Source organism: Pseudomonas sp. LjRoot71, from assembly GCF_964253255.1.
GTDB lineage: Bacteria > Pseudomonadota > Gammaproteobacteria > Pseudomonadales > Pseudomonadaceae > Aquipseudomonas.
In genome coordinates, this window is sequence record NZ_CAXURA020000001.1 from 2,159,767 (window position 1) to 2,180,088 (window position 20,322).

Genomic DNA, 20,322 nt, shown 5'->3' on the forward strand with positions numbered 1-20,322 from the left:
CTGTTGCCCCAAGGTAGCGATGCACAGAACGAAAAAGGGCGGCCTGAGCCACCCTTTTTCATTACTGCATATCGCTGGCGTGGATCAGTGCAGACCCTGGATAAAGCTGGAAACAGCTTCGATATCCTTGTTGCTCAGCTTGGCCGCGATGGAGCGCATGATCATGCTGTCGCCATCGTTGGTACGGTTGCCTTCGCGGAAATCGGTCAGCTGCTTGGCAATGTAGGTCGCGTGCTGTCCGCCCAGTTGCGGGTAACCGGCAGCGTCCAGGCCAGCGCCATTCGGCGAATGGCAGCCGGTGCAGGCCGGCATGCCTTCAGCCAGTTTGCCGCCACGGAACAGCTCGCCACCACGCACAACCAGTTTCGGGTCGGCGGCGCCAACACTCATCTGCTGGCTGGAAAAGTAAGCGGCGATGTCCTGCAGATCCTGGTCGCTGAGGTTATCCAGCAAACCGGTCATTTCCACGATTGGACGGGCACCGGATTTTATGTCTTTCAGCTGCTTGAGCAAGTAGCGCTCGCCTTGCCCAGCCAGTTTCGGGAAGTTCGGTGCAGCACTGTTGCCATCGGCACCATGGCACGCACCACACACAACCACCTTACCCTGGCCAGCTTCAGCATTGCCTGCAGCATGTGCGAAGCCAGTGAGGCCCAGGGTCAACAGCAGACTCACGAGTACTTTGTTCATCAGCTAATCCAATTTACGGCTAAGAGAAAGAGTTTATGCGCCGGGCTTACTCGGTCATCAACTTGATGACGGCTTGGTAATCCTCGGCGGTGCAGTCCATGCACAACCCGCGGGGCGGCATGGCATTCAGACCATTGGTGACACTCTGTACCAGGGCATCGGTGCCCTTGGCCAGACGCGGTTCCCAGGCAGCCTTGTCACCACGCTTGGGAGCGATGGGAATCTGCCCGTTATGGCACACACCACACGCGCGAGCGTAGACGGCTTCCGGGTCCTGTGCAGCCTGAGCACTCAACGACAGCATCAATGCACTGGCTGCAATCAGCAATTTTTTCATCAGATCAACCTCATCAGGGAGGGGAACGTACTGCTTTCTATGGGCAGATGATCTAAATCGTTCCCGTGAACACTTATCCAACAGCAGGGAGAAAGCGCACACAAAATCTGCGCCATTATATACTGGCGTCATTGAAACGGAAACGACGCAGCTTGCCGCGCTACACGCCGACAGGCAGGCTGCGCGCAAATGTCGCAAGGGCATCGCGCCTGTAATGTCACCCTACGCTCGCCCTCACGGATACCCAGATGCAAGCCAAGAACCCCATTATCGGCCTGTGCCAACAGGCTACGTTCCTTATCAGCGCGGCCAAGGTTGACCAGTGCCCGGAGGATTTCGGCCATGAAGTGGCCTTTGCCGGCCGCTCCAACGCGGGTAAATCCAGTGCCCTGAATACCCTGACCCACGCCAGCCTGGCGCGCACCTCGAAGACTCCAGGGCGCACCCAGTTGCTCAACTTCTTCAAGCTGGACGAAGAGCGCCGCCTGGTCGACCTGCCGGGTTATGGCTACGCCAAGGTGCCAATTCCGCTGAAACTGCACTGGCAGAAGCACCTGGAAGCCTACCTCGGCAGCCGTGAATGCCTGCGCGGGTTGATGCTGATGATGGACATCCGCAAGCCGCTGACTGAGTTCGATATCCTCATGCTCGACTGGTCAGTGGCCAGCGAAATGCCCATGCACATCCTGCTGACCAAGGCCGACAAGCTGGCTTTTGGCGCAGCGAAGAATGCCCTGCTCAAGGTGCAGCAGGACATTCGCAAGCGCTGGGGTGATCGCGTCAGTATCCAGCTGTTCTCCGCGCCCAAACGCATTGGCATCGAAGAGGCTCAGGAAGTGCTGGCCGAATGGATGCAACTCGGTGAGTTCGCCCTGGAAGACGAACCGGACAACGAAGCCTGAGTCAGGCGATGGCGGGTTGGTGAGGCGGGCGGCAGCTACCTCACGGCGCGGTGAACAATCGCAGCATAAAAAAAACCCCGAAACTTCTTATGGGGGAGGGAAGTTCGGGGTTTAACGTCTGAACCGCTAGGGCGGGGTCCAGAATCTGCCAACACTTAACACAACAAGGAGCATCGAAGGGCTTTGCGGGCCATTCGTAAACTCTGACTGGCCAGGCAAGAATAAAGTTCAGCCGAGTTTTTGAATCGATTAGCTATAAAAACGACAAGATCGATACCCAAAAACCTGAAACGCCCGCTACAGCAGGCGCTCAGCCGCACCACACCAGCGTCAGTGCGCCTCATCCCAGTTATCGCCCACGCCAACTTCCACCAACAGCGGCACATCCAGCGCGGCGGCATCGCCCATCAGCAGCTTGATCTGCTCACTGACCTGCGCGACCAGATCCTCACGCACTTCCAGCACCAGTTCGTCGTGTACCTGCAGGATGACCTTCGCATCCAGGCCGGATTCGCTTAGCCAGTTGTCGACCCGGACCATCGCCCGCTTGATGATGTCCGCCGCCGTGCCCTGCATCGGCGCGTTGATCGCGGTGCGCTCGGCGCCTTTGCGCAGCGCCTGGTTCTTCGCGTGGATATCCGGCAGGTACAGGCGACGGCCGAACAGTGTCTCGACAAAGCCTTGTTCGGACGCCTGCTCGCGGGTGCGCTCCATATAGGCCAGCACACCGGGGTAACGGGCGAAATACACATCGATATACGCCTGCGCTTGCTTGCGGTCGCAACCAATCTGTTTGGCCAGGCCGAAGGCGCTCATGCCATAGATCAGGCCGAAGTTGATCGCCTTGGCGCTGCGCCGCTGATCAGCCGTGACCTCATCCAGCGGCACTCCAAAGACTTCGGCCGCCGTGGCCTTGTGCACATCACGACCATTACGGAAGGCCTCCAGCAGGCTTTCATCCTTGGCCAGGTGGGCCATGATGCGCAGCTCGATCTGCGAATAGTCCGCCGCCAGCAGCTTGTAGCCCTTGGGTGCGACAAAGGCCTGGCGAATACGTCGACCTTCGGCGGTGCGGATCGGGATGTTCTGCAGGTTCGGGTCGGTGGACGACAAACGCCCGGTCGCGGCTACAGCCTGATGATAGCTGGTGTGGATGCGCCCGGTACGCGGGTTGATCTGCTCCGGCAGGCGGTCGGTGTAGGTGCTTTTCAGCTTGCTTAAGCTGCGGTACTGCATCAGCACCTTGGGCAACTCGAAATCCTGCTCGGCCAGTTCGGCCAATACCGCTTCAGCCGTCGAGGCCTGGCCCTTGGCGGTCTTGCTGAGCACCGGCAGGCCGAGTTTTTCGTAGAGAATCACGCCCAGCTGCTTGGGCGAGGCCAGATTGAACTCCTCACCGGCAATTTCGAAAGCCTGGCGCTCCAGTGCCACCAGCTTTTCGCCCAGTTCGTTGCTTTGCAGACCCAACAAGTTGGCGTCGACCAGCGCGCCCTGACGCTCGATACGCGCCAGCACCGGCACCAGCGGCATTTCAATCTCGTGCAGCACCTTGGCCAGGCTCGGCTCGGCTTCGAGCTTGGCCCACAGATGCTGGTGCAGACGCAGGGTCACGTCAGCATCTTCAGCGGCATAAGGCGCAGCCTGGGCCAGGTCGATCTGATCGAAGGTCAGCTGCTTGGCGCCTTTACCGGCGATGTCCTCGAAGCGGATGTTGCTGTGATCCAGGTACTTGAGCGCCAGGCTGTCCATGTCGTGACGGGTGGCGGTGGAGTCCAGCACGTAGGATTCGAGCATGGTGTCGAACGCCACGCCCTGCACCGCAATCGGCGTCGAGGCATTGGCGAGGATATTCATATCGTATTTGGCGTGCTGACCGACCTTGGCCTTATTCGGGTCTTCCAGAATCGGTTTCAGCGCCTTGAGCACCGCATCGCGGTCAAGCTGGGTCGGCACGCCCATGTAGCTATGAGCCACCGGGATATAGGCCGCTTCTCCGGCCTTGACCGCAAACGACAGGCCAACCAACTGCGCCTGTTGCGCATCCAGACCCGTGGTCTCGGTGTCGAAGGCAATCAGCTCGGCGTTGCGCAGCTTCTCCAGCCATTGCTCGAACTGCGCTTGCTCCAGAATGCACACGTAATCGCCCAAGGCGGCCGGTGCGGGCAGCTCGGCAGCGGGCGCTTCGATTGCCGCCGCGTCAGCGGCTGGTGCCACGACAGGTGCCGCACTGGCGCTAGGCGCCAGTGAAAACAGGTCATCGGCAGGCGCTGCGGCCGCAACTTTGACCGCAGGCGCCGGGTTGCTGCGCAGCAACTCATCGCGCCAGGTCTTGAATTCCAGCTCGGCGTACAGCTCCATCAGGGCCGGCACATCCATCTCGCCCGGGTGCAGCGAGTCGATGGCGATATTCAGCGGCACATCCAGTTTGATGGTCGCCAGGGCGTAGGACAGGTAAGCCATGTCCTTGTGCTCGGCGAGTTTGGCCGGCAGGGTCTTGGCGCCACGAATCGGCAGTTCCGGGACTTTATCGAGGTTGGCGTAGAGCACATCGAGGCCGCCGCCGACGCCGACCAGCAGGCCCAGCGCGGTCTTCTCACCCACGCCCGGCACGCCGGGAATGTTGTCGACCTTGTCACCCATCAGCGCCAGGTAGTCGATGATCAGCTCAGGACCGACACCGAATTTCGCTTTCACGCCATCGATGTCGTAAACGCTACCGGTCATGGTGTTGACCAGCGTAACGTGCGGGCAAACCAACTGGGCCATGTCCTTGTCGCCGGTGGAAATCACCACATCGCGCCCCTCGGCGGCGCATTGGCGGGCCAGGGTGCCGATCACATCATCGGCCTCGACGCCCTCGACGCACAGCAGCGGGTAGCCCATGGCCCTGACGCTGGCGTGTAGCGGCTCGACCTGAACGCGCAACTCATCGGGCATGGACGGGCGATTGGCCTTGTACTCGGCGAACATTTCATCGCGGAAGGTACCGCCCTTGGCGTCGAACACCACGGCAAACGGGCTTTTCGGGTACTGCTTGCGCAGGCTCTTGAGCATGTTCAGCACGCCCTTCACCGCACCGGTGGGCAAGCCCTTGGAGGTGGTCAGCGGCGGCAGGGCGTGGAAGGCACGGTAAAGGTAAGACGAACCGTCAACCAGAACGAGAGGGGCTTGGCTCATGAGCAGGATCAACCTTTTCGGCGGGGGCAGCGGTAGAATGGCCGCACCGTAGACGATAAAAGGACAAGGTTACCATGCGCACACTCAATCGCCTGTTGCTGGCCAGTCTGCTGGCATTCACCACCCTGGTCGCCCACGCCGAAGATCCGGTTTCGGCCGACCCGGATGTCACCATCCGCCAGGACGGTGACCGCACCATCACCGAGTATCGGCAGAATGGCTTCCTCTATGCGATCAAGATCACCCCGAAAAAGGGTAAGCCCTACTTCCTGGTACGTGCCGATGGTAGCGAAGGCAACTTTATCCGCTCCGATCAGCCAGACATGCTGATCCCGCAGTGGGAAATCTTTAAGTGGTAAGGCGTTTCTAACCTATGTCGGTATTCACCCCGCTTGAGCGCCATGAGCTCGAGGTGTTTCTCGCCCCCTATGGCCTGGGTCGCTTGCGCGACTTCCAGGGCATCGCTGCGGGCAGCGAGAACAGTAATTTCTTCGTCAGCCTGGAACAGGGCGAATTCGTTCTGACCCTGATCGAGCGTGGCCCAAGCGCCGATTTACCCTTCTTTATCGAACTGCTCGACGTGCTGCATGACGCTGGCCTGCCGGTGCCTTATGCCCTGCGCACCGCCAGCGGCGAAGCGCTGCGCAGCCTGGCGGAAAAGCCGGCATTGTTGCAGCCGCGCCTGGCCGGCAAGCATGTGCATGAAGCCAATGCGCATCACTGTCAGGAAGTCGGCGCGCTGCTGGCGCGCATTCACCTGGCCACGCGCAATCAGCCGCTGCCGCGCAAGAGTGATCGGGGCCTGGACTGGATGCTCGCCGAAGGGCCAAGCCTGGCCCTGAAGTTGCCTGATGAACACTTGCCACTGCTGCGCGATGCACTGGCGGAGATCCACACGCTCAAGCCGCGCATCCTCGCCTTGCCACAGGCCAATCTGCATGCCGATCTGTTCCGCGACAACGTGCTGTTCGACGGTAACCACTTGGCCGGGGTGATCGACTTCTACAACGCCTGTTCGGGGCCGATGCTCTATGACTTGGCGATTGCCCTGAACGACTGGTGCTCACGGGATGACGGCAGCCTGGACAGCAAGCGCGCGCAGGCGCTGCTTGGTGCCTACGCCGGTTTACGGGCATTTACTGCGGCAGAAGCCGAACTGTGGCCGGCCATGCTGCGTATTGCTTGCGTACGCTTCTGGCTGTCGCGCCTGATCGCCGCCGAATCCTTCGCCGGCCAGGAAGTGCTGATTCACGACCCGGCAGAATTCCAGCGCCGCCTGGCCCAGCGCCAGCAGGTAGAGTTGGCGCTGCCGTTCGCCTTCTAGATACGGGAGCTGATTACAGCGCCTCGAGACACCCGGCCAATTCGCCCGCCATATTCTCCAACAGAGCTTCGTAACCCTTTGCATCCACCGGCAAGGTACCGCCCATGGCGTCCAACTCGGCCAGGGTGACTGGCAGGCCGGCAGTCAGAGTTTGCGCCAGCCGCGGGCGTAATGGCGGCTCGCTGAATACGCAGCTCGGCCCTGCCTGCTGCAAGCGCTCACGCATGGCCGCCACATGTTGGGCGCCTGGCTGAACTTCACCGAGCACACTGAATACCCCGGCGTGCTTGAGGCCATAGGCGGCCTCGAAGTAGTCGTAGGCTTCGTGGAAGACGAAGTAGGGCTTGCCAGTCAGGCCGTTCAGGCGACTTTTCAGGCGCTGATCCAAAGCATCCAGACGCTCGCCAAAAGCCTTGGCATTGGCCTGATAACGCGCGGCATTGGCCGGGTCGGCTTGCGCCAGGTCGGTGGCAATCTTGCTGGCAATCAACCGGGCATTGGCCGGCAGCAACCAAAGATGTGCATCCAGGCTGCCAGGGCGGTGGGCGTGGTCATGCTGGTCAGCTGCATGCGCGTGATCGGCGTGACCATCCTGATGCTCGGCGTGTTGCGCATCGCTGTCGCCAAAATGACGCAGGGACATACCCGAAACATCCTGCACCGCCACACTCGGTTTATCGCGGCCGGCCAGCACGCGGGGCAGAAAGCTTTCCAGGTCCGCACCAACCCAATACAACAGGTCGGCATCGCGCACCCGGCGCACATCGGAAGGGCGCAGCGCATAGTGATGCGGCGATGCGCCTGGCGGCAGCAGCACCTCCGGCTGACCAACACCGTCCTGCACGGCAGCGGCAATCAGCTGCAGCGGCTTGATGCTGGTCAGCACGCGCACATCGGCCTGGACTGCAAAACTCAGGGGAAAAGTGATCAAGAGAAGGCACAAAGCCGGAAAAAGACGCAACACGGGGAGCACTCAAACGGGAAGGAACGGGTAATATAATAACGTCTCTCACCTTATTCGTCGTTGCCCATGACTCAAGCTCCGCTGGCCTCACGCCCCCACGACCACTCCCACTGCGTCAGCCATGCCCTGGCCGAGGCCGAAGCCATATGCGCGCGCCAAGGTTTGCGCCTGACCGCCTTGCGCAAACGCGTGCTGGAACTGGTCTGGGCCAGCCACAAGCCGCTGGGGGCTTATGACATTCTTGGCGTGCTGAGCGATGAAGACGGCCGCCGTGCCGCGCCACCCACGGTCTACCGTGCCCTGGATTTCCTCCTGGAAAACGGCCTGGTTCACCGTATCGCCTCGCTCAACGCCTTTGTCGGCTGCAGCCACCCGGAACACGCCCACCAGGGCCAGTTCTTGATCTGCCGAAGCTGCAATGCCGCCATCGAGCTGGAGCAGGCAACGATTAGCGACGCGATTATCAGCAGCGCGGCCGGGGTCGGTTTTGCCGTGGAAAGCCAAACGGTGGAAGTGGTCGGCCTGTGCGCAGGCTGCCAGGAGCCCACATGAGCGATGCCCTGATCAGTCTCGCCGGGGTGGGTGTGACCTTCGCCGGGCAGCATGTGCTGCAAGATGTGCAGCTCAGCGTAAAACCGGGGGAAATCGTCACCCTGATCGGCCCCAACGGCGCCGGTAAAACCACCCTGGTGCGCGCCGTACTCGGCCTGCTTAAACCGGACAGCGGCAGCGTCTGGCGCAAGCCCAAACTGCGCGTCGGCTACATGCCGCAAAAGCTACATGTGGATGCCACGCTACCGCTCTCGGTGCTGCGTTTTTTGCGCCTGGTGCCGGGCGTAACCCGCGCGGATGTGCAGGCAGCACTGGCCGAAGTGGGCGCGGAACAGGTGATCGATAGCCCGCTGCAAAGCATCTCCGGCGGCGAGTTGCAACGTGTACTGCTGGCCCGCGCCCTGCTGCGCAAGCCGGAACTGCTGGTGCTGGATGAGCCGGTGCAGGGCGTCGACGTGGCCGGCCAGGCCGAGTTGTACCGCCTGATCACCCAGCTGCGCGACCGCCATGGCTGCGGCGTGCTGATGGTCTCGCATGACCTGCACCTGGTGATGAGCACCACCGATCAGGTGGTCTGCCTCAATCGCCATGTCTGTTGCTCTGGCCATCCTGAGCAGGTCAGTTTCGATCCGGCCTTTGTCGAGCTGTTCGGCGAAGACGCCAAGAGCCTGGCCGTCTACACCCACCACCATGACCATGAGCACGACCTGCACGGTGCGGTGGTCACTGAAACGCCTGCCGGCCTGAGTATCAAAGGCCCGGTAAAACCGCATATTCACGGAGATAACTGCAAGCATGGCTGATTTTCTGCTCAACGCCCTGCTCGCCGGCCTGGCCCTGGCGTTGGTCGCCGGCCCCCTGGGTTCCTTTGTGGTGTGGCGGCGCATGGCCTATTTCGGCGACACCCTGTCGCATGCTGCGTTGCTCGGCGTGGCCCTCGGCCTGATGCTCGACGTCAGCCCGACCCTGGCGGTAACCGTGGGCTGCGTACTCCTGGCGGTATTGCTGGTCACCCTGCAAAGCCGCCAGCCGCTGGCCTCCGACACCCTGCTCGGGATCCTCGCCCACAGCACCTTGTCGCTGGGCCTGGTAGTACTGAGCTTTATGCAGGATGTGCGCATCGACCTGATGGGCTATCTGTTCGGCGATCTGCTGGCGGTCGGCCCCACTGATCTCGCCTGGATCATCGGCGGCAGCGCCCTGGTGCTGGTGCTGCTGGCCCTGCTGTGGCGGCCGTTGCTGGCGATTACCGTGCATGAAGAGCTGGCCAAGGTCGAAGGCCTGCCCGTAGCGGCGATTCGCTTGAGCCTGATGCTGTTGATCGCGGTGGTGATCGCCGTGGCAATGAAGATCGTCGGCGTGCTGCTGATCACCTCCCTGCTGATCATTCCGGCCGCCGCCGCCCAGCGCCATGCGCGCACCCCGGAGCAAATGGCCTTCGGCGCCAGCCTGCTGGGCATCGTCGCGGTGTGCGGCGGGCTCAGCCTCTCATGGTTTCAGGACACGCCAGCCGGACCGTCCATCGTGGTCAGCGCTGCCGCGTTGTTTCTGCTGAGCTTTGCCCTGCCACGGCGCACCGCCTGAAAGATTGGTGATGCCTTCGGTCACAGTGTAAACTTGCGCGTTTTTTGCACAATTCGAGACGCGCAGTCATGAAATCGTTCGTTTTCCGTGGATTTGCCCTCAGCCTGGTTCTGCTGCTGGCCGCCTGCCAGAGCGCGCCGCAACCGGCCAACCTGCCGGTGGATGATCTGGTCAGCGCCTTCCGCCAGCTCGATCAGAGCCTGGCCAGTGGTGACCTGAGCAGCGCCGAAAGCCAGCTGGGCAGTTTGCAGCAGCGCGCCGCCGGCGACACCCGCCTGGAGCAATACCAGCGCCAACTCGCCGAAGCGCACCTGCAACAGGGCCAGAAAGCCCTGCAAAGCGGGGATCTGGATAACGCCACCAAGGCTCTGAGCCGTGCCCGCAGCCTGATGCCGCAGGCACCGGCACTGACCACCGGCCTGGATGGCGCCATCGCCCAGGCCCGTGAAGCCGAACTGGCCGCCGCCGCACAGCAGCGCCGTGCCGCCGAGCAGGCCGCCGCCCAGGCTGAAGCCGCACGCCTGGAGCAGGCGCGGCAACTGCGTCTGGCGGCGGAGCGTCAGGCCGCTGCCATCCAGGCCACTCAGTTGCCCAATACCCCCGCCGTGGAAGTACCGGCGGCTCCCGCGCCAGCCAAACCGCAGGCGCGCATGATCGACCCAGCCGCTGCCAGCAGCGTGATTGGCATGCCGATGCTCGACAATCAGGACAACGAACGCCTGCGCAGCCTGCTGGACGGTGTTGCAGCAGATATCGTGACCTTCCGCTGTGCGGTGCGCATCGAAGTCCGCGAGGCCAAGGATTTCCCCTGGGTCGCCTCCCTACTCAATGCACGGATCAAACGCCTGGACCCGAGCTTCAGCCCGCGCATCAGCCAGGTGATCAAACCGGCCCAGGTGCCGCAGTTGGTGCTCACGCCCAAGCGCTGATAGCACTTGGGTTTTACAACGACCGGGCTTGCCCGGTCGTTTGCATTGGCGCTGACTACACTGCCCAAGGCAGTTCAGCATTTAATGCAATTTAGCTATAACCATAGGCCTACAAAGATTTTTGCGGCCTAAACAGTGACGGGTAGACTAGGCGGCCGTTTCTGCCTACCCGGCAACTTTGAAACCCAAAAGGTTTAACGCGTGATCAACTTCCATCAGGTCCACAAGGCGTACCGCGTCAGTGGCCAGAATATCCCCGCCTTGCAGCCGACCGACCTGCACATCGCCCGCGGCGAAGTGTTTGGCATCATCGGTCATTCCGGTGCCGGCAAAAGCACCCTGCTGCGCCTGATCAACCGTCTGGAAGAGCCTTCCGGTGGGCACATCGAGATCGACGGTGAAGACGTCACGGCGCTCGACGCCACAGGTCTGCGGCGCTTCCGCCAGCAGGTCGGGATGATCTTCCAGCACTTCAACCTGCTGTCCTCCAAGACCGTCGCCGATAACGTTGCCCTACCGCTGAAGCTGGCCGGTGAGCTGCCGCGCAGCGCGATCAATGCCCGCGTTGCCGAGTTGCTGGCACGGGTCGGCCTGCAGGACCACGCCAACAAGTACCCGGCGCAGCTCTCCGGCGGACAGAAACAGCGCGTTGGCATTGCCCGCGCCCTGGCCACCGAACCGAAAATTCTGCTGTGCGACGAGGCCACCAGCGCCCTCGACCCGCAGACCACGGCCTCGGTGTTGCAGCTGCTAGCCGAGATCAACCGCGAGCTGAACCTGACCATCGTACTGATCACCCATGAGATGGATGTAATCCGCCGCGTGTGTGACCGCGTGGCCGTCATGGATGCTGGCGTGATCGTCGAATCCGGCCCGGTGGCCGAGGTGTTTCTGCACCCGCAACACGCCACCACCAAGCGCTTCGTGCAGGAAGCCGAGCAGGTCGACGAGCACGAACAGCGTGACGATTTTGCCCATGTACAGGGCCGCATCCTGCGCCTGACCTTCCAGGGCGAAGCCACCTATGCGCCGCTGCTGGGCACCGTGGCACGTGAGACCGGGGTGGATTACAGCATCCTCGCCGGGCGTATCGACCGCATCAAGGACACCCCCTACGGCCAGTTGACCCTGGCCCTGACTGGCGGCGATCTGGACGCCGCGCTGGCGCGCTTCAAAGCCGCCGACGTGCATCTGGAGGTGCTGCGCTAATGGAAGCCCTACTGACTCGTCTACTGCCCAACGTTGATTGGGCGGAAATCGGTTACGCCAGCCTGGACACCCTGAGCATGCTCGGCGGCTCCATGCTGTTTACCGTGCTGCTCGGCCTGCCGCTGGGCGTGCTGCTGTTTCTCACCAGCCCCCGACAGATGTTCGAACAAAAGGCCTTCTACGGCTTCCTGTCGCTGCTGGTGAATATCCTGCGCTCGGTGCCGTTCGTGATCTTGCTGATCGTGATGATCCCCTTCACGGTGATCGTCACCGGCACCTCACTGGGCGTCGCCGGGGCCATCCCGCCGCTGGTGGTGGGAGCCACACCGTTCTTCGCGCGCCTGGTGGAAACCGCACTGCGTGAAGTCGACCGCGGCATTATCGAAGCGACCCAGGCCATGGGTGCCACCACCCGGCAGATCGTGGTCAACGCGCTGCTGCCCGAGGCGCTGCCCGGCATCATCGCGGCGATCACCGTAACCGCGATTACCCTGGTGTCCTACACCGCCATGAGCGGCCTGATCGGCGGCGGCGGCCTCGGCGACCTCGCCGTGCGTTATGGCTATCAGCGTTATCAGCCGGACGTGATGGCCGTGACGGTGATCCTGCTGCTGGTGCTGGTACAGATTCTACAAACCGTCGGCGACAAGCTGGTGGTGCATTTTTCCCGCAAATAAACCGCCGGCGACTACCCGTCGCCAACCCCGATCCCACAAGGAGTTAGTCATGAAAAAACTGATCGCCGCAGTCGCTGCCCTGGCCGCGTTCTCCGTACAGGCCGACAGCCTGAGCGTCGCCGCCACCGCCGTACCGCACGCAGAAATCCTCGAGTTCGTTAAGCCGGCCCTGGCCAAAGAAGGCGTTGAACTGAACATCAAAGTGTTCACCGACTACGTGCAACCCAACGTGCAGGTCGCCGAAAAGCGCCTGGACGCCAACTTCTTCCAACACCAGCCGTATCTGGATGAGTTCAACAAGAGCCGTGGCACCGAGCTGGTCAGCGTCGCCGGTGTGCACGTCGAGCCCTTCGGTGCCTACTCCAGCAAACACAAAAGCCTGAATGAGCTGCCACAAGGCGCCAACGTGGTGATCCCTAACGACGCCACCAACGGCGGGCGTGCCCTGTTGCTGCTGCAAAAGGCCGGGCTTATCACCCTGAAGCCGGAAGCCGGCATCCTCGCCACGCCAAAAGACATCGTCGAAAACCCGAAAACCATCAAGGTGCGTGAGCTGGAAGCGGCTACTCTGCCGCGCGTGCTGACCCAGGTCAACCTGGCGCTGATCAACACCAACTACGCCCTGGAAGCCAAGCTCAACCCGACCAAGGATGCGCTGATCATCGAAGGTAACGACTCGCCGTACGTCAACATCCTGGTCGCGCGTGCCGACAACAAGGACAACGCGGCCCTGCAGAAACTGGCCAAGGCGCTGAACAGCGCCGAAGTGAAAGCCTTTATCGCTGAGAAGTATCAGGGCGCTGTAGTTCCGGCGTTCTAAGACGCCGCGTTATCTGCCCCCTCTGCCAAACCCCGCCCTGTGCGGGGTTTGTCGTTTAGGGCGGCTTCGCGCAGGCACTCCAGCAGGCAGTCAAGAGCGGGCTGGCGTTGAGCACGGCGCAATATCGCCACCAGCTCACGGTGGAAGGTCAGCTCGCCCAGCTCAATCACCCGCAACTGCGTCGGTCGTTGCAGCCACAGACCGGCGCGCGGAATCAGCGACACACCAAGCCCGCACTCGACCATCCGCACGATGGCCTCCAGCTCATCCAGCTCCAACGCTTCCTGCACCGTCAGGCGCTGCTCGCGGAGGAACTGGTTGACCCGTCGCCCGCCAAACGAGCGCCGGTCGTAACGCACGAACGGCTGCTCGGCGAGGATCTGCAACGGATCATCCGCCGTCACGCCGAGCGGGGTGATCAGCACAAAGGGTTCGCGTGCCAGGCTGATCTGCAGCAGCTCCTTGGGCAGTTCAAATGGCGGCTTGATCAGCAGCGCCAGATCCAGCTCGCCAGCATCGATCTGACTCAGCAGGTTCAGCGACACGCCGGGCACCAGCTTCAGCTCCACCCGTGGGGCCGCCGCGCGAAAACGCGGCAGCGCTTCGGGCAGCAAACCCGTCTGCAAGGTGGCAATCGCGCCGACCTTGAGCTCGCCCTGCCACTCGGCCGCACTGGTCGGCAGGGCCATCTGCGCATACAGCCCGAGCATCTGCTCCGCCAATGGCAAGGCATGCCGACCGGCAGCATTCAGCACCGCCGAGCGTCCACTGCGCTCGAACAGGCGGACGCCCAGCCCCTGCTCCAGCACACGCATCTGCGCGCTGACTGCCGACTGAGTCAGGCCGACCTGCTGACCCGCCGCCGCGAAGGTGCCATGCCGCGCCACCGCCACAAAGGTTTTCAATTCGCGCAGCATCGACGCCTCGACTGATCAATTTTGTTTGTGCTTGCAAGCAAGGATATTCGCTTTTAATCAGAATCGCTGTTGCTGAGAATCTGGCAGACCACCCGTTCAAGGAATTTCAGCATGGCTCTCGCACCCTTTCACCTGGCTATTCCCGTCTACGACCTGGCTGCCGCACGGCATTTCTATGGTGAGGTGTTCGGCTGCGCGGAGGGCCGCAGCAGCGACCACTGGGTGGATTTCGATTTCTTCGGTCACCAGTTGGTGATTCACCAGGCGCCGAAGATGGCTTACCAGGAAGCCGCGCACAGCAACCCGGTGGACGGCCACGACGTACCAGTGCCGCATTTCGGTGTGGTATTGGGCTGGGAGGATTGGCAAACACTGGCGGCGCGGCTACAGGCCAAGGGCACGCAATTCGTGATCGAGCCCTATGTGCGCTTCGCCGGCCAGGTGGGCGAACAGGCCACGCTGTTCCTGCTCGACCCGTGCGGCAACGCCTTGGAGTTCAAGGCGTTCAAGGACATCAGCCAGCTATTTGCCAAATAGCGCGTTATGGGCGATCGAGTAGGCCGGGCAGCTGCGCGGCCAGCTTGGTGTTGTTGATCGGCGCGCGGATAAAACCGCGCTGCTTGCCGTCAGGGCCGATCAACACCAGGTTGCCGCTGTGATCGACGGTGTAGTTTTCCTTGCTGGTATCGGCTGGGATAAACGGAATGCTGACACCGTTGGCCAGCTTCTGGATGGTCGCCTCTTCGCCAGTCAGACCGATAAAACCGGCATCGAAATAATCCAGGTACTTCTTCAACTGCTCCGGCGTATCACGGTGCGGATCCACCGTAACCAGCACGATCCGCAGCTTGGCCAGCGTTTCTGGCGGTAGCTGGCCTTGCAGCTGGCGCAACTGGGCGAGGGTGGCCGGGCAGATATCCGGGCAGAAGGTGTAACCGAAGAACAGCAGGCTCCACTGGTCCTTGAGCTGATCAACCGCCACGGTCTGACCATCCTGGTTGGTCAGGCTCAACTCCGGCAGGCTGCGGCTCTGTGGCAGCAGCACAATGCCGGCATCCAGCAGCACGGTGGGATCACCCTGGCCCTTGCTGGTCAGCACCTTGTTGACGGTCAGGCCCAGCACCAGGGCAACGATGGCAACGAGAACAAAAACGGTGATCTGGGTTCGGGTCATGGCACCAACGATTACAGGTTTAACAGCAGATAGTGGTCGACCAGCAGGGCGATAAACAGCGCGAAAAGATACCAGATGCTGTACTTGAAGGTGTTGATCGCCGCATGCGGTTTGCTGTCACGGTACAACACCACCGCCCAGTACAGAAAACGCCCGCCCAGAACCACAGCGCAGGCAAGATAGAGCAGCCCGCTCATATGAATGGCGTAAGGCAACAGGGTCACGGCAAACATCACCAGGGTGTAGAGCAGGATATGCACCTTGGTGTAGTGCTCGCCATGGGTCACCGGCAGCATAGGGATATCGGCCTTGGCGTATTCCTCCTTGCGGTGGATGGCCAGGGCCCAGAAATGCGGCGGCGTCCAGGCGAAGATGATCAGCACCAGCAGCAGCGGTTCGGCGCTGATATGCCCGGTGACTGCGACCCAGCCAAGCAGCGGTGGTGCTGCGCCGGCCAGGCCGCCGATAACAATATTCTGTGGCGTGGCGCGCTTGAGAAAGCCGGTGTAGAGCACCGCGTAGCCGAGCAAGGAGGCCAGGGTCAGCCAGGCGGCCAGCTCGTTGGTAAAGGTCAGCAGCAAGGCCATGCCGGCCACCGCCAGTAACAGAGCAAAGCCCAGCGCCGCCACCGGCGACAGGCGCCCGGCGGTGACCGGACGCTTGTGGGTGCGCGCCATGATCGAGTCGATGCGCCGATCCACCACATGGTTGACCGCCGCCGCCGCGCCGGCACACAGGCCGATACCCAGGTTGCCGAAGATCAGCACTTCCCAGGCCACACCCGCACGGGTGGCGAGAAACATGCCGACCAGGGAGGTGATCAGCATCAGCACCACCACCCGCGGCTTGGTCAGTTCCAGATAATCGCGCCAACTGGCGTGGGCTTGCTGTTCGCGCACTAGAGTAGCCATAAGGTCTCTCCTCGATTGTTCTGGTTATTTGCCGGGCAACGCGGCGAAGCCGGCGGGCGCGTCTGTTGCGGGGGATGTCAGCCATGCAGGGCTGCGCAGTCGGTAATTGATCAGTACCAGGGTCAGCAGCAGAGCCGCGCCGCCGAGGTTATGCGCCACCGCCACCAGCAACGGCAGATGAAACACCACGTTGCTGATACCCAGACTGATTTGCACCGCCAGGGCCAGCACCAGCAAACCGGCCAGACGCGCCAGACCATTGCGTTGCAGTTGCCAGGCCAGGAGCAGCAGCACCAGGGTCACCAGCAGCGCACCGATACGGTGAGTCATATGGATGGCGGTGCGCGCATCGCTGTCGAGTTGGCCACCGAGATAATTAGGGCCGATATGTTGGGTCAGGTGAAAGCCGTTGGCGAAGTCCATCGCCGGCCACCATTCGCCATGACAGGTGGGCAGGTCAACACAGGCAACGGCGGCATAGTTGCTGCTGACCCAGCCGCCAAGGGCGATCTGCCCGATCACCAGCAGCAGGCCGAGCGCGGCCAGGCTACGCAGTCGTGCGGGTAAATTGGCCAAGGCGGCCACCTTACCGGATAGGCGCAGGGTTAAAAGAAACAGCAGGCTGAGGGTGGCAAAGCCGCCCAGCAGATGGGCCGTCACCACCTGCGGCCAAAGCTTAAGGGTGACCGTCCACATGCCGAAAGCCGCCTGCAGGATCACCAGACCGAGTAACAACAGGGGCAGTTTCAGGGGCTGAGCCGACTCGTTGCGCCGACGCAACGCCTGCACAGCCAAACCGAGAATCACCAGGCCAAGGCTGCCGGCGAAGTAGCGGTGAATCATCTCGTACCAGCCCTTGGCCACTTCCACTGGTGCTTCGGGAAAACGCGCTTCGGCCAGGGTCTGCTTGTGCTCGCTCATCGGTACGCCAATAAAACCGTAGCAACCAGGCCAGTCCGGGCAACCGAGGCCCGCGTGGGTCAGGCGGGTGTAGGCACCGAGCAGCACCACCACGACCGCCAGCAGCGTGGCGAACAGGGCAAAACGGTAACCGGGCTTGCTCATCATCAGTCCTTAGCCGTTTTTGGCATTAGCCGATCTGGGAGATTTTCAGCAGATGTCGCAGGTCATTGAGAATCGCCTTGCCCTTGCTGGTGGCGTCATAACGCAACACCAGATTGCCGTGCGGGTCGACGATCCACAGCTGCGCGCCTTCGGCCTTGCCGGCGGTCTTGCCATAGGCATCCAGTTGCAGCTGGTAGCGCGCCAGTTGCGGGTATTCACGGTGCAGCTGGGCGTCGTAGTCATCGCTCAGTGGCTGAGCAGTCGCCAGACCATGCGCGGCGCGGCCGACATCGCGGTTGAGGCCGATATGCACCTGACGGGCGAGAAACACCAGTTCCTTGCAGGCGCTATCGCAGGCATCCGGCACAGTGACTAGCAGTTGCCAACGCTGCTCGTCGGCACCGAGCACGCCGAGGTCAGCACGGGTCTGCCCGGTGCCGATCAGTTCACCGTGATAGCTGCGGGTTTCCGGCACCCAGAAACGCCACTGATACATGGCGCTGGCCAGAAGCATCGGGCCAATCACCACGGCCAGAATCAGGATCAGTTGCAGCCGCCCACGGCGACGCTGGCTGGGCGACACTTCAGGCAGGGCGATGGCTGGGTTCATGGCGAGTCTCCCGCGCATTAGATAGACCGAGATAGATAAACAGGCCGAGCAACGCCGCCGCCAGGGCGAACCATTGCACGGCATAGCCCAGGTGTTTGTCCGGGCTCATGGCCACCACTGGCCAGTCGCCCTGGAATGACGCCGGGCCAGGTAGCAGACGTACTTCGTAACTCAGCCCGCCACGCCCCAATTGCTGCCACAGGGCTTCGGGCTTGACCTCGCTGACCACACGCGGCCAATCTCCAGCTGGCGGCGTATTCTGTAGCTGAAAGGCCTCCCCTGGCGGCACATACACAGTGGCCTGCAGGCGCAACGGCGTATCTGGAGTGGCGAAAGTGGGGGTAATACGCCGATCCGGCCAGGGCAGCCAGCCGCGATTGAGCAGCAGCCAGAGGCCGCTGGCCTGATCGTAGAAGGGTTGCAGCACTTCCACCCCGACTTTGCCGTCGCGGGTGCGGTTGTCCAGCAGCAGGGTATGCCGTGCATCAAAATAGCCCTGCAACTGCACACGCTGGTAAGCCGGATCGGGATACCGCTCCAGCTCATCAATGCTGATCGGTGCAGCCAACTGTTGGGCTTGATGGGCGGCCAGTAGCTCACGCTTTTCTTCGGCCCGAGCCAGCTGCCAGAAACCCAGGACGATCAGGCAGGGAAACAGCAGCAGCACCAGTACGCTGGGCAGCCAGCCAGGACGGAAGGCGCTCATAGCAACCTCCCCGGAGCCCTGAATAAGCTGGCTATACTGCAGCTGAAGCGCATTTCCCTTCCCCCGAAGTTCCGCTTGGGAGTCACGCATGCTCAAAGCCGCGATCATCCTGTTATTGCTGGCGACTCTGGTCAGCCTGTTCAGTGGTCTGTTCTTTCTGGTCAAGGACGAAGGCCGCACCTCACGGGTGGTCAACGCCCTGACCCTGCGCGTTACGCTGACGGCCCTGACCATTGCGCTGGTGACCTGGGGCTTCTACAGCGGCCAGCTGGTTTCCCACGTCACCTGGTAAACACCTCACAGCACGTAAACGAAGACAAACAGGCCAATCCACACCACATCGACAAAGTGCCAGTACCAGGCCGCCGCTTCGAAACCGAAATGTTGCTCGGGGCTGAAATGGCCACGGATCACCCGAATCAGCATGATGCTCAGCATCAGGGCCCCCAAAGTCACGTGGGCACCGTGAAAGCCGGTGAGCATAAAGAAGGTGGCGCCGTAGATACCTGAGCCGAGGGTCAAGCCCAGTTCGGTGTAGGCATGGATATATTCCTCGACCTGCAGCACCAGAAAGGCGATACCAAGCAGCACGGTCAGCGCCAGCCACAGAGTTAGCGGTTTACGGTGATTCTTGCGCAGCGCATGGTGGGCAAACGTCAGGGTGAAGCTGGAGGTCACCAGCAAAATGGTATTGATCAGCGGCAGCCCCCAGGCACCAATCACCCCACTGGGCGCCGGATAGAGTTTTGGATCAGGGGTGTTGAGCATCGGCCAGCTGTACTCGAAACCCGGCCAGAGCATGTTGGCGATACCCTTGTCGCCCTCGCCACCAAGCCAGGGCCCGGCCCAGGTGCGCACGTAGAACAACACACCAAAGAACGCCGCAAAGAACATCACCTCGGAGAAGATGAACCAGCTCATGCCCCAGCGGAACGAGCGATCCATCTGCGGGCTGTAGAGGCCACCGCGACTTTCCTTGATCACGTTGCCGAACCAGCCGAACAGCATGTAGGCGAGAAACAGACCGCCGATAAAGAAGATCAGCGGGCCATTGGAGTCGGCGCGATCCGCCTTCAGATCGTTGAACCAGGTACCCACGCCGTACACCGAAAACAGCATGCCCAACGTGGCGATGATCGGCCATTTGCTCTGGGCCGGGACGTAATAGTTTTCGTGGCTTTCATGACTCGACATTTATTGTTCTCCTTATGGAGCCGCCCGGGTGAGGGTCGCCTGTGCCACCGGCGGGATGCGCGCGGTAACGTCAAACAAGGTGTAGGCCAGGGTCAGGTGGCGAACATCTGCCGGTAAGTCTCGATCGACGATAAATTGCACCGGCATCTCGATGCGCTCGCCGGGTTGCAGAACCTGCTGGGTAAAGCAAAAGCATTCGGTCTTATGGAAATAAGCCGCAGCCTTGGACGGTGCCACGCTAGGAATCGCCTGGGCAGTCATCGGCTTGTCAGTGGGGTTGTGAGCAATAAACAGCATTTGCGTGCTGTCGCCCGGATGCACCACCACTTCATCCGCCTGAGGGCCGAACTCCCAGACCATCTCGGCAGCATTGGTGGCGAGAAACTGCACCCGCACCTGACGATCTTCATCCACCGTCTGGCTGCCCGCCTGATAGGCACCGGCGGTTTTGCCGTTGATGCCGAAGGCCTGGCACATCACGTCATAGATCGGCACTAGGGCGAAGCCGAAGCCGAACATGGCCACCACCACCAGACACAGGCGGATAACCAGACGGCGGGTCGACAGGGCTTCGCTCATG

The 20,322-nt window shown here is 61.8% G+C and carries 24 protein-coding genes; 12 read left to right on the plus strand and 12 right to left on the minus strand.

Translation table 11 applies throughout. The features are described 5' to 3' along the window. Positions 1-84: 84 nt before the first annotated feature. Both ACSQ17_RS10280 and ACSQ17_RS10285 read right to left on the minus strand, forming a co-directional pair. Complete coding sequence (locus ACSQ17_RS10280) at positions 85-690, minus strand: c-type cytochrome (RefSeq protein WP_436068516.1); 606 nt, start codon at positions 688-690, stop codon at positions 85-87. Between the two features lie 46 nt (positions 691-736). After that, positions 737-1,027 (minus strand): c-type cytochrome, encoded by a 291-nt coding sequence (locus tag ACSQ17_RS10285; RefSeq protein WP_436068517.1) that lies wholly within the window; start codon positions 1,025-1,027, stop codon positions 737-739. Positions 1,028-1,275: 248 nt separating this feature from the next. On the opposite strand from ACSQ17_RS10285, the gene yihA reads away from it, so the two are divergent. Next, entirely contained in the window at positions 1,276-1,929 is a 654-nt protein-coding gene (gene yihA, locus ACSQ17_RS10290; protein WP_436068518.1) for a ribosome biogenesis GTP-binding protein YihA/YsxC, read from the plus strand. Positions 1,930-2,259: 330 nt separating this feature from the next. Here yihA and polA read toward each other — a convergent pair whose 3' ends face one another. Further along, on the minus strand, positions 2,260-5,106 hold the full coding sequence (polA, locus tag ACSQ17_RS10295; RefSeq protein WP_436068519.1) for a DNA polymerase I: 2,847 nt from the start codon (positions 5,104-5,106) through the stop codon (positions 2,260-2,262). A 74-nt stretch (positions 5,107-5,180) separates the two neighbouring features. Here polA and ACSQ17_RS10300 point away from each other — a divergent pair, with 74 nt between their 5' ends. Continuing rightward, positions 5,181-5,465, plus strand: a complete 285-nt coding sequence (locus tag ACSQ17_RS10300; protein WP_436068520.1) for a DUF2782 domain-containing protein — start codon at positions 5,181-5,183, stop codon at positions 5,463-5,465. A 14-nt stretch (positions 5,466-5,479) separates the two neighbouring features. Further along, the gene (locus ACSQ17_RS10305; protein WP_233685654.1) at positions 5,480-6,430 is read left to right on the plus strand and encodes a homoserine kinase; all 951 of its coding nucleotides are present in this window, start codon (positions 5,480-5,482) and stop codon (positions 6,428-6,430) included. Between the two features lie 13 nt (positions 6,431-6,443). On the opposite strand, the gene znuA is transcribed toward ACSQ17_RS10305, so the two are convergent. Continuing rightward, positions 6,444-7,394: a zinc ABC transporter substrate-binding protein ZnuA gene (gene znuA / locus ACSQ17_RS10310; RefSeq protein WP_436068521.1), complete on the minus strand. Its 951-nt coding sequence runs from the start codon at positions 7,392-7,394 to the stop codon at positions 6,444-6,446. A gap of 66 nt (positions 7,395-7,460) precedes the next feature. On the opposite strand from znuA, the gene ACSQ17_RS10315 reads away from it, so the two are divergent. The 7 genes from ACSQ17_RS10315 (at position 7,461) to ACSQ17_RS10345 (ending at position 13,165) form a co-directional block, all read left to right on the plus strand. Beyond that, complete coding sequence (locus ACSQ17_RS10315) at positions 7,461-7,946, plus strand: Fur family transcriptional regulator (protein WP_090378979.1); 486 nt, start codon at positions 7,461-7,463, stop codon at positions 7,944-7,946. After that, complete coding sequence (gene znuC / locus ACSQ17_RS10320; protein ID WP_436068522.1) at positions 7,943-8,749, plus strand: zinc ABC transporter ATP-binding protein ZnuC; 807 nt, start codon at positions 7,943-7,945, stop codon at positions 8,747-8,749. Before ACSQ17_RS10315 ends, znuC begins: the two co-directional genes overlap by 4 nt. Beyond that, complete coding sequence (gene znuB, locus ACSQ17_RS10325) at positions 8,742-9,530, plus strand: zinc ABC transporter permease subunit ZnuB (RefSeq protein WP_090378972.1); 789 nt, start codon at positions 8,742-8,744, stop codon at positions 9,528-9,530. The genes znuC and znuB overlap by 8 nt, the downstream gene beginning before the upstream one ends. A 68-nt stretch (positions 9,531-9,598) precedes the next feature. Beyond that, positions 9,599-10,459, plus strand: coding sequence for a PA5502 family lipoprotein (locus tag ACSQ17_RS10330; RefSeq protein WP_436068523.1), 861 nt, complete (start codon positions 9,599-9,601; stop codon positions 10,457-10,459). Positions 10,460-10,660: 201 nt separating this feature from the next. After that, on the plus strand, positions 10,661-11,668 hold the full coding sequence (locus ACSQ17_RS10335) for a methionine ABC transporter ATP-binding protein (RefSeq protein ID WP_436068524.1): 1,008 nt from the start codon (positions 10,661-10,663) through the stop codon (positions 11,666-11,668). Beyond that, positions 11,668-12,345, plus strand: coding sequence for a methionine ABC transporter permease (locus tag ACSQ17_RS10340; protein WP_090254404.1), 678 nt, complete (start codon positions 11,668-11,670; stop codon positions 12,343-12,345). Before ACSQ17_RS10335 ends, ACSQ17_RS10340 begins: the two co-directional genes overlap by 1 nt. Before the next feature lie 49 nt (positions 12,346-12,394). Then, positions 12,395-13,165, plus strand: a complete 771-nt coding sequence (locus tag ACSQ17_RS10345; protein WP_436068525.1) for a MetQ/NlpA family ABC transporter substrate-binding protein — start codon at positions 12,395-12,397, stop codon at positions 13,163-13,165. Here the strand turns inward: ACSQ17_RS10345 and ACSQ17_RS10350 are convergent. After that, on the minus strand, positions 13,162-14,082 hold the full coding sequence (locus ACSQ17_RS10350) for a LysR substrate-binding domain-containing protein (protein WP_436068526.1): 921 nt from the start codon (positions 14,080-14,082) through the stop codon (positions 13,162-13,164). The genes ACSQ17_RS10345 and ACSQ17_RS10350 overlap by 4 nt on opposite strands. Positions 14,083-14,193: 111 nt before the next feature. Between ACSQ17_RS10350 and ACSQ17_RS10355 the strand changes: the two genes are divergently transcribed. Then, positions 14,194-14,619, plus strand: coding sequence for a VOC family protein (locus ACSQ17_RS10355; RefSeq protein WP_339525068.1), 426 nt, complete (start codon positions 14,194-14,196; stop codon positions 14,617-14,619). A gap of 4 nt (positions 14,620-14,623) precedes the next feature. On the opposite strand, the gene ACSQ17_RS10360 is transcribed toward ACSQ17_RS10355, so the two are convergent. From ACSQ17_RS10360 to ACSQ17_RS10380, 5 genes are read right to left on the minus strand one after another with little or no spacing between them, the layout of a single operon-like run. Continuing rightward, complete coding sequence (locus tag ACSQ17_RS10360; protein WP_436068527.1) at positions 14,624-15,256, minus strand: SCO family protein; 633 nt, start codon at positions 15,254-15,256, stop codon at positions 14,624-14,626. Between the two features lie 11 nt (positions 15,257-15,267). Then, a complete protein-coding gene (cyoE, locus tag ACSQ17_RS10365) occupies positions 15,268-16,167 on the minus strand; it encodes a heme o synthase (RefSeq protein ID WP_436068528.1) in 900 nt (299 codons plus the stop codon). Between the two features lie 24 nt (positions 16,168-16,191). Beyond that, complete coding sequence (locus ACSQ17_RS10370) at positions 16,192-17,232, minus strand: COX15/CtaA family protein (protein ID WP_436068529.1); 1,041 nt, start codon at positions 17,230-17,232, stop codon at positions 16,192-16,194. Positions 17,233-17,257: 25 nt separating this feature from the next. Next, positions 17,258-17,842 (minus strand): hypothetical protein, encoded by a 585-nt coding sequence (locus ACSQ17_RS10375; protein ID WP_436068530.1) that lies wholly within the window; start codon positions 17,840-17,842, stop codon positions 17,258-17,260. Then, positions 17,817-18,548, minus strand: coding sequence for an SURF1 family protein (locus ACSQ17_RS10380; RefSeq protein ID WP_436068531.1), 732 nt, complete (start codon positions 18,546-18,548; stop codon positions 17,817-17,819). Before ACSQ17_RS10380 ends, ACSQ17_RS10375 begins: the two co-directional genes overlap by 26 nt. Before the next feature lie 88 nt (positions 18,549-18,636). On the opposite strand from ACSQ17_RS10380, the gene ACSQ17_RS10385 reads away from it, so the two are divergent. Beyond that, the gene (locus tag ACSQ17_RS10385) at positions 18,637-18,840 is read left to right on the plus strand and encodes a twin transmembrane helix small protein (protein ID WP_233685669.1); all 204 of its coding nucleotides are present in this window, start codon (positions 18,637-18,639) and stop codon (positions 18,838-18,840) included. A 5-nt stretch (positions 18,841-18,845) separates the two neighbouring features. Here ACSQ17_RS10385 and ACSQ17_RS10390 read toward each other — a convergent pair whose 3' ends face one another. After that, a complete protein-coding gene (locus ACSQ17_RS10390; RefSeq protein ID WP_233685670.1) occupies positions 18,846-19,742 on the minus strand; it encodes a cytochrome c oxidase subunit 3 in 897 nt (298 codons plus the stop codon). A gap of 12 nt (positions 19,743-19,754) precedes the next feature. After that, positions 19,755-20,321: a cytochrome c oxidase assembly protein gene (locus tag ACSQ17_RS10395; protein WP_436068532.1), complete on the minus strand. Its 567-nt coding sequence runs from the start codon at positions 20,319-20,321 to the stop codon at positions 19,755-19,757. Position 20,322: the final 1 nt, after the last annotated feature.

Excerpts from the sequence above, each read along its gene's own strand:
- ACSQ17_RS10330 (WP_436068523.1), top strand. The coding sequence starts at position 9,599 with ATGAAATCGTTCGTTTTCCGTGGATTTGCCCTCAGCCTGGTTCTGCTG.
- znuB (WP_090378972.1), top strand. The coding sequence starts at position 8,742 with ATGGCTGATTTTCTGCTCAACGCCCTGCTCGCCGGCCTGGCCCTGGCG.
- polA (WP_436068519.1), bottom strand. The coding sequence starts at position 5,106 with ATGAGCCAAGCCCCTCTCGTTCTGGTTGACGGTTCGTCTTACCTTTAC.
- ACSQ17_RS10340 (WP_090254404.1), top strand. The coding sequence starts at position 11,668 with ATGGAAGCCCTACTGACTCGTCTACTGCCCAACGTTGATTGGGCGGAA.
- ACSQ17_RS10350 (WP_436068526.1), bottom strand. The coding sequence starts at position 14,082 with ATGCTGCGCGAATTGAAAACCTTTGTGGCGGTGGCGCGGCATGGCACC.
- znuC (WP_436068522.1), top strand. The coding sequence starts at position 7,943 with ATGAGCGATGCCCTGATCAGTCTCGCCGGGGTGGGTGTGACCTTCGCC.
- ACSQ17_RS10315 (WP_090378979.1), top strand. The coding sequence starts at position 7,461 with ATGACTCAAGCTCCGCTGGCCTCACGCCCCCACGACCACTCCCACTGC.
- ACSQ17_RS10390 (WP_233685670.1), bottom strand. The coding sequence starts at position 19,742 with ATGTCGAGTCATGAAAGCCACGAAAACTATTACGTCCCGGCCCAGAGC.
- ACSQ17_RS10370 (WP_436068529.1), bottom strand. The coding sequence starts at position 17,232 with ATGAGCAAGCCCGGTTACCGTTTTGCCCTGTTCGCCACGCTGCTGGCG.
- ACSQ17_RS10285 (WP_436068517.1), bottom strand. The coding sequence starts at position 1,027 with ATGAAAAAATTGCTGATTGCAGCCAGTGCATTGATGCTGTCGTTGAGT.
- ACSQ17_RS10380 (WP_436068531.1), bottom strand. The coding sequence starts at position 18,548 with ATGAGCGCCTTCCGTCCTGGCTGGCTGCCCAGCGTACTGGTGCTGCTG.
- ACSQ17_RS10300 (WP_436068520.1), top strand. The coding sequence starts at position 5,181 with ATGCGCACACTCAATCGCCTGTTGCTGGCCAGTCTGCTGGCATTCACC.
- ACSQ17_RS10280 (WP_436068516.1), bottom strand. The coding sequence starts at position 690 with ATGAACAAAGTACTCGTGAGTCTGCTGTTGACCCTGGGCCTCACTGGC.
- ACSQ17_RS10385 (WP_233685669.1), top strand. The coding sequence starts at position 18,637 with ATGCTCAAAGCCGCGATCATCCTGTTATTGCTGGCGACTCTGGTCAGC.
- cyoE (WP_436068528.1), bottom strand. The coding sequence starts at position 16,167 with ATGGCTACTCTAGTGCGCGAACAGCAAGCCCACGCCAGTTGGCGCGAT.
- yihA (WP_436068518.1), top strand. The coding sequence starts at position 1,276 with ATGCAAGCCAAGAACCCCATTATCGGCCTGTGCCAACAGGCTACGTTC.
- ACSQ17_RS10375 (WP_436068530.1), bottom strand. The coding sequence starts at position 17,842 with ATGAACCCAGCCATCGCCCTGCCTGAAGTGTCGCCCAGCCAGCGTCGC.
- ACSQ17_RS10345 (WP_436068525.1), top strand. The coding sequence starts at position 12,395 with ATGAAAAAACTGATCGCCGCAGTCGCTGCCCTGGCCGCGTTCTCCGTA.
- ACSQ17_RS10395 (WP_436068532.1), bottom strand. The coding sequence starts at position 20,321 with ATGAGCGAAGCCCTGTCGACCCGCCGTCTGGTTATCCGCCTGTGTCTG.
- ACSQ17_RS10305 (WP_233685654.1), top strand. The coding sequence starts at position 5,480 with ATGTCGGTATTCACCCCGCTTGAGCGCCATGAGCTCGAGGTGTTTCTC.
- ACSQ17_RS10355 (WP_339525068.1), top strand. The coding sequence starts at position 14,194 with ATGGCTCTCGCACCCTTTCACCTGGCTATTCCCGTCTACGACCTGGCT.
- ACSQ17_RS10360 (WP_436068527.1), bottom strand. The coding sequence starts at position 15,256 with ATGACCCGAACCCAGATCACCGTTTTTGTTCTCGTTGCCATCGTTGCC.